This is a genomic window from Flavobacterium sp., from assembly GCF_035760125.1.
In the GTDB taxonomy this organism is placed as follows: Bacteria; Bacteroidota; Bacteroidia; order Flavobacteriales; family Flavobacteriaceae; genus Flavobacterium.
Window position 1 is genome coordinate 1 of record NZ_DASTTN010000015.1, and the last position, 5,375, is coordinate 5,375.

Sequence of the window (5,375 nt, forward strand, 5' to 3'; positions counted from 1 at the left end):
ATTTTTGCTCTGCACCGTAATCAATGGGTTGGAGTAGATGGAGCTCCAGTGACGAATTCCTTTTCTGTCAATACTCCTTTAAATGAAAGTAAAGTAGGATTAGGGTTGTCTGTTGTAAACGATAAAATTGGAATTTCTACAGAGAATAATATTGCTGCAGATTTTTCATATACAATACCAGCATCGGAAAGGTATAAAATCTCTTTTGGATTAAAAGCCAGTGCCAATTTGTTAAGTGTAGATTTTAGTAAACTTACGTATCAACCTGGCGACCCAAATGCTTATCAAGATAATATCGATAATAAATTTTCACCTAATATCGGAGTTGGATTCTATTTACATTCTGATAATAGTTACATCGGAATTTCGGCACCAAATTTGATTGAAACCGAACATTTTGATAAGTCAGCAACTTCAAGTTCTTCAAGCCACGTCGCGACAGAGAAAATTAATTATTACTTGATTGCAGGATATGTATTTGATTTGAGCCCAAGTTTAAAATTGAAGCCTTCTATGGAAGCTAAATATGTTCAAGGTGCTCCTTTGCAAGTAGATGTGTCAGCTAATTTTATGATGAACGAAAAATTTGTCGCAGGATTGGCTTATAGATGGAGTGCCGCTATGAGTGCCATGGTTGGTTTTCAGGCCAGCGATTCATGGTTTATTGGATACAGTTATGATTTCGATACCACTGAATTTGCAGAATACAATTCCGGTTCCCATGAAATTTTTTTACGATACGAATTGTTTAATAAATACGACAAAATTATCTCCCCGAGATTCTTCTAAAACCGACACTTATGAAAATTAAAAATTTATTATATAGTCTGTTCTTGAGTATTTTCTTTTTAAACGGATTTGCCCAAAAGTCAGCAGTAACCAGAGCCGAAAAAAATTATGATCGTTTTGCCTATGTAGACGCAATAGATAATTATGAAAAAGTTGCGGCAAAAGGGTATCAAGACGAGAAAATGTTTCAAAAATTAGGAAATTCTTATTACTTTAAAGCTGAATTTTCACAGGCTTTAAAGTGGTATGAACAACTTTTTACTTTATATCCTAATCAAGAGCCGGAGTATTTTTATCGTTATTCCCAGGCTTTAAAATCTAATGGTGATTATGCTAAAGCCGACCAGATGTTGAATCAGTTCAACCAAAAAAAAGTTGACGATAAAAGAGGTATATTGTTCAAAGACAATAAGAATTACCTTGAAGAGATAAAAGCCAATTCAGATCGTTTCCAAGTAGTTGATGCAGGAGTAAATTCGGCATTTTCAGATTATGGTAGTTCGTTTTTCGGAAGCAAACTAGTATTTGCATCTGCCAGAGATACTGGTGGAGTTGCTAAGAATGTATTTAAATGGACTAATAAATCGTTCACCAATCTATATTTGTCAGAGATTAAACCCGATGGGGAAATGGGAAAGCCAGAACGCTTCGAACGCAAAATCAATTCCAAGTTTAATGAATCGACGCCAGTATTTACAAAAGATGGGAAAACTATGTACTTTACCAGAAACAATTTTTTGGATGGCAAAAGAGGTAGAGATGTTAATAAAAACACTTTACTCAAACTTTACAAAGCTACTCTGGATGACGATGGAAAGTGGAGTAACGTGATAGAATTATCATTTTGTAGCAATGAGTACAGTGTAGCTCATCCTGCCTTAAGCGTAGACGAAAAAATATTGTATTTTGCTTCGGACATGCCTGGAGCATTAGGGCAATCTGATTTGTTTAGAGTCAAAATAAATGATGATGGCAGCTATGGTGTTCCTGAGAATCTTGGCGCTGAAGTCAATACGGAGGGTAGAGAAACCTTTCCTTTTATCTCCAGCGATAATGAATTGTATTTCGCCTCCGATGGTAGGCCAGGTTTAGGTGGACTGGATGTTTTTGTGGCTAAAATCGGAACTGATAATAGCTTTTATGGCATACAAAATGTAGGTGAACCGATTAATAGTAAGCAGGATGATTTTGCTTTTTTAATAAACAGTAAAAACAGAAACGGTTTTTTTACCTCAAATAGAGAGGGCGGAAAAGGCTACGATGATATTTATCGATTTGTGGAGAATAAAAAATTGACTTGCGAACAAACGCTTTCAGGTGTCGTAACCGACTTGGATTCAGGTCAAATATTGATCAATACCAAGATGAGCTTGTTTGATGCTAACTTTAAACCGATTCAAGTGGTTCAAACCGATGCACAAGGACGTTACAGTTTTCCGGTAGATTGCGGTAAAATCTATTATGTAAGAGGAGAGAAAGACGAATATCAAACCAATGAAATTTCTGTTAAAACTAAAATTTTATCTGGTAGTAAAGACCTTCCTGTGATGCTAGAGCGACGCATTAAGTCAGTAGGTGTAGGGACTGATTTAGCCAAAACATTAAATATTCCGATTGTCTATTTTGATTTGAATGAATCATCCATACGTAAAGATGCAGCTTATGAATTGGCCAAAGTATTGGCTGTCATGCAACAATATCCAGAGATGAAAATTGAAGTTCGGTCGCATACTGATAGTCGTCAAACGGCTAAGTACAATGATAAATTATCAGATAAGCGAGCTAAGGCAACAGTGGATTGGCTAGTGAAAAACGGTGTTAATTCAGTTCGATTAATAGGGAATGGTTACGGAGAATCTCAGTTGGTAAACCATTGTTCAGATGGGGTGAAATGTACCGAAGAAGAGCACCAAGCCAATAGAAGAAGTGAATTTATTATTGTTTCGATGCACGAATAGTTGATTAAGATATTAATAGAATATCCCTTCTTTCTGAAGATCTCAGAAGGAAGGGATTTTTTATGTGATCATTCGATTAGATATAATTTTCTTTTGCTTTAAATTTTGAAATAAGTTCAATTGTTTTTAGATTTAAATTTCATGATTTGAAGTAGAGGGAAATTTCTATTTATTAAGACTTGGGGTTCGAATTCCATACCTAGACCAAACTTAAATTTAGAAAGTGACAAAGAGTAATTATCTAATAGTTGATTCTCGTATGATAATATCAGTTTCTAGCTCTATGGTTCTCGGTGTAAAAGGAATTTCATCTCTATGGGCATTCATTTCTTCCAATAATAAATTAAATGATGCAACTCCCATTTGATGACTTGGTTGGTCAACCGAACTTAATTTTGGTGAAATTACTTGAGACATGAACCAATTGCTAAAACCAATTACAGCAATTTGGTGTGGTATTTTAATTTGATTTTCGTTACAATACGATATAACACCCGATGCGGCTAAATCAGTGATAACAAAGATACCGTCTATGTCTGGATGATCCTTTATTATTTGTGCAGTAAAATCGTAACCTTCTTGAAATGATACTTTATCACAAGTATAAACAAGGTTTGAATCGTACGGAATATTGTTTTTTTCCAATGCCTTTTTGTATCCAATAAAGCGGTCAATTGAATTTTGCGGATTAAGCGGTCCACGAATATGAGCTATTTTTTTGCATCCGATATTTATTAAATGTTGGACAGCTTTAAATCCAGCTTTTTGGTCATCTATGATAACTTTAGAACAATAAGCCAACTTAGTTATCTTGTCAAACATTACAAAAGGAATTTTTCTATTTATGATTTGCTGGATATGATCGTCATAATTACTTTCGTTGGACAAAGACATCAAGATACCATCGACCCTTTTGTTAATTAATAAATCCACTTGTTTTCTTTCTAAATCAATAGATTCATTTGACTGTAGAATGATAACCAAATAGCCATTTTTTTCAGCTTCATCTATAATGGCATTAATCACATTAGAAAAAAAATGATGCATTACCTCCGGAATAATCAAACCTATGGTTTTGGATTCTTTCGTTCGTAAGTTTACAGCAAAGCTATTAGGCGTGTAATGTAAATTTTGAGCAAGGTCAATTACCGCCTGTTTGGTTTTGGCACTTACATCTGGGTAGTTTTTTAAAGCTTTTGAAACGGTAGTGATTGAAATTCCTAAAGTAGTCGCTATTTCTTTGAGAGTAATGTCCTTCATAGTTCAAATCGAGGCTAAATTAAGTTTGGAATTATTGTTTTAGTTAAAAAATGCTTCTGCAATATATTAATTATAATTCAATAATCAATTAAGTAGATTCTCTTTCTAGAATAGATGTTCCTAATTCTATGGATTGAAAAATGATGGGCTCATTTCTCTTTTTTGAATTGATTTCATCAAACAAAATTGATGCAGCAACTTTGCCTATTTCAAATCCTGGTTGGTCAACTGTGGAAAGTTTTGGGGTAGTTACTTCGGTTACAAATGAATTGCAAAATCCAACAATGGCAATTTGTTTTGGCATTGGGATGCTTACTTCATTTAAATATTTGAGAACACCGACAGCAACCATATCGGTTACAGTGAAAATTCCGTCCAAATGAGGATGTTCTGCTATGGCTTTTATAGCATTTGCATAACCATCTTCTAAGTCGGTATTGTTGTCACAAACATAAATTAAGGATGGGTCATAAGGAATATTGTGATCTTCCAATGCTTTTTTATATCCTAAAAATCGATCAATTGAATTTTGAGGCATATAGGATCCGCGAAAATGGGCAATTTTTTTGCGGCCTTTTTTAATTAGATACGAAGTTGCATCATAAGCCGCCTTTCTGTCATTTATGGTTACTTTGGAACAATTAACCAATTTGGCAATTTTGTCAAAAAGGACTAAAGGGATATTTTGGGCCAATATGTTTTTTATATGATCGAATTCACCAGTTTCATTGGATAGAGAAATAATAATACCATCAACTCTTTTGCTTAATAATAATTCAAGTTGCTTTTTTTCTATTTCTAATTTTTCATTAGATCGCAAAATGATAACTAAATAATTTCTTTTCTCGGCTTCTTCCAATACCCCTTGAAAGACTTTAGAAAAAAAGTGATAATCAACAGTTGGTATGATTACTCCTATGGTTTTAGATTCTTTGGTTCTAAGATTTACGGCAAAACTATTTGGGGTATAGTTCAAAGAGGTAGCTAAATCAACAACTTTTTTCTTTGTTGCTGGACTTACATCTGGATAATTTTTGATCGATTTTGAAACAGTAGTGATAGAGATGCCTAGCTGGTCAGCGATTTGTTTGAGTGTGGCGTTTTTCATAATAGTAACTCCAAATTTTAAAATCTAATTAAAAAAAACTGTTTCTTGAAAAACAAACATACAACTTATTTATTGTATTTTCATTTTTCAAGAAACAGTTTAGAATTACCTTTTCTTAAAATATCAGATGTTTTTTTAAAATTGGTTTAGAATCAATTGGTGAAAAAAGTATCAAATATTATGTTGATTTTCTATTGAAATTATTTTGCTAACTTTCAGTGTTTTGTGTGAATTTTAATAAGTTATTCACTTGTCGTATA

4 protein-coding genes are annotated in these 5,375 nt (G+C 33.5%); 2 read left to right on the forward strand and 2 right to left on the reverse strand.

What is annotated here, in order from left to right; translation table 11 throughout:
* The coding region (locus tag VFS71_RS00560) for a type IX secretion system membrane protein PorP/SprF (RefSeq protein WP_326398721.1) at window positions 1-789 on the forward strand (789 nt) is incomplete at its 5' end.
* A gap of 11 nt (window positions 790-800) precedes the next feature.
* The gene (locus VFS71_RS00565) at window positions 801-2,747 is read left to right on the forward strand and encodes an OmpA family protein (RefSeq protein WP_326398723.1); all 1,947 of its coding nucleotides are present in this window, start codon (window positions 801-803) and stop codon (window positions 2,745-2,747) included.
* A gap of 237 nt (window positions 2,748-2,984) precedes the next feature.
* Here VFS71_RS00565 and VFS71_RS00570 read toward each other — a convergent pair whose 3' ends face one another.
* The gene (locus tag VFS71_RS00570) at window positions 2,985-4,007 is read right to left on the reverse strand and encodes a LacI family DNA-binding transcriptional regulator (protein WP_326398724.1); all 1,023 of its coding nucleotides are present in this window, start codon (window positions 4,005-4,007) and stop codon (window positions 2,985-2,987) included.
* 88 nt (window positions 4,008-4,095) lie between these two features.
* Window positions 4,096-5,115 (reverse strand): LacI family DNA-binding transcriptional regulator, encoded by a 1,020-nt coding sequence (locus tag VFS71_RS00575; protein ID WP_326398725.1) that lies wholly within the window; start codon window positions 5,113-5,115, stop codon window positions 4,096-4,098.
* Window positions 5,116-5,375 lie beyond the last annotated feature (260 nt).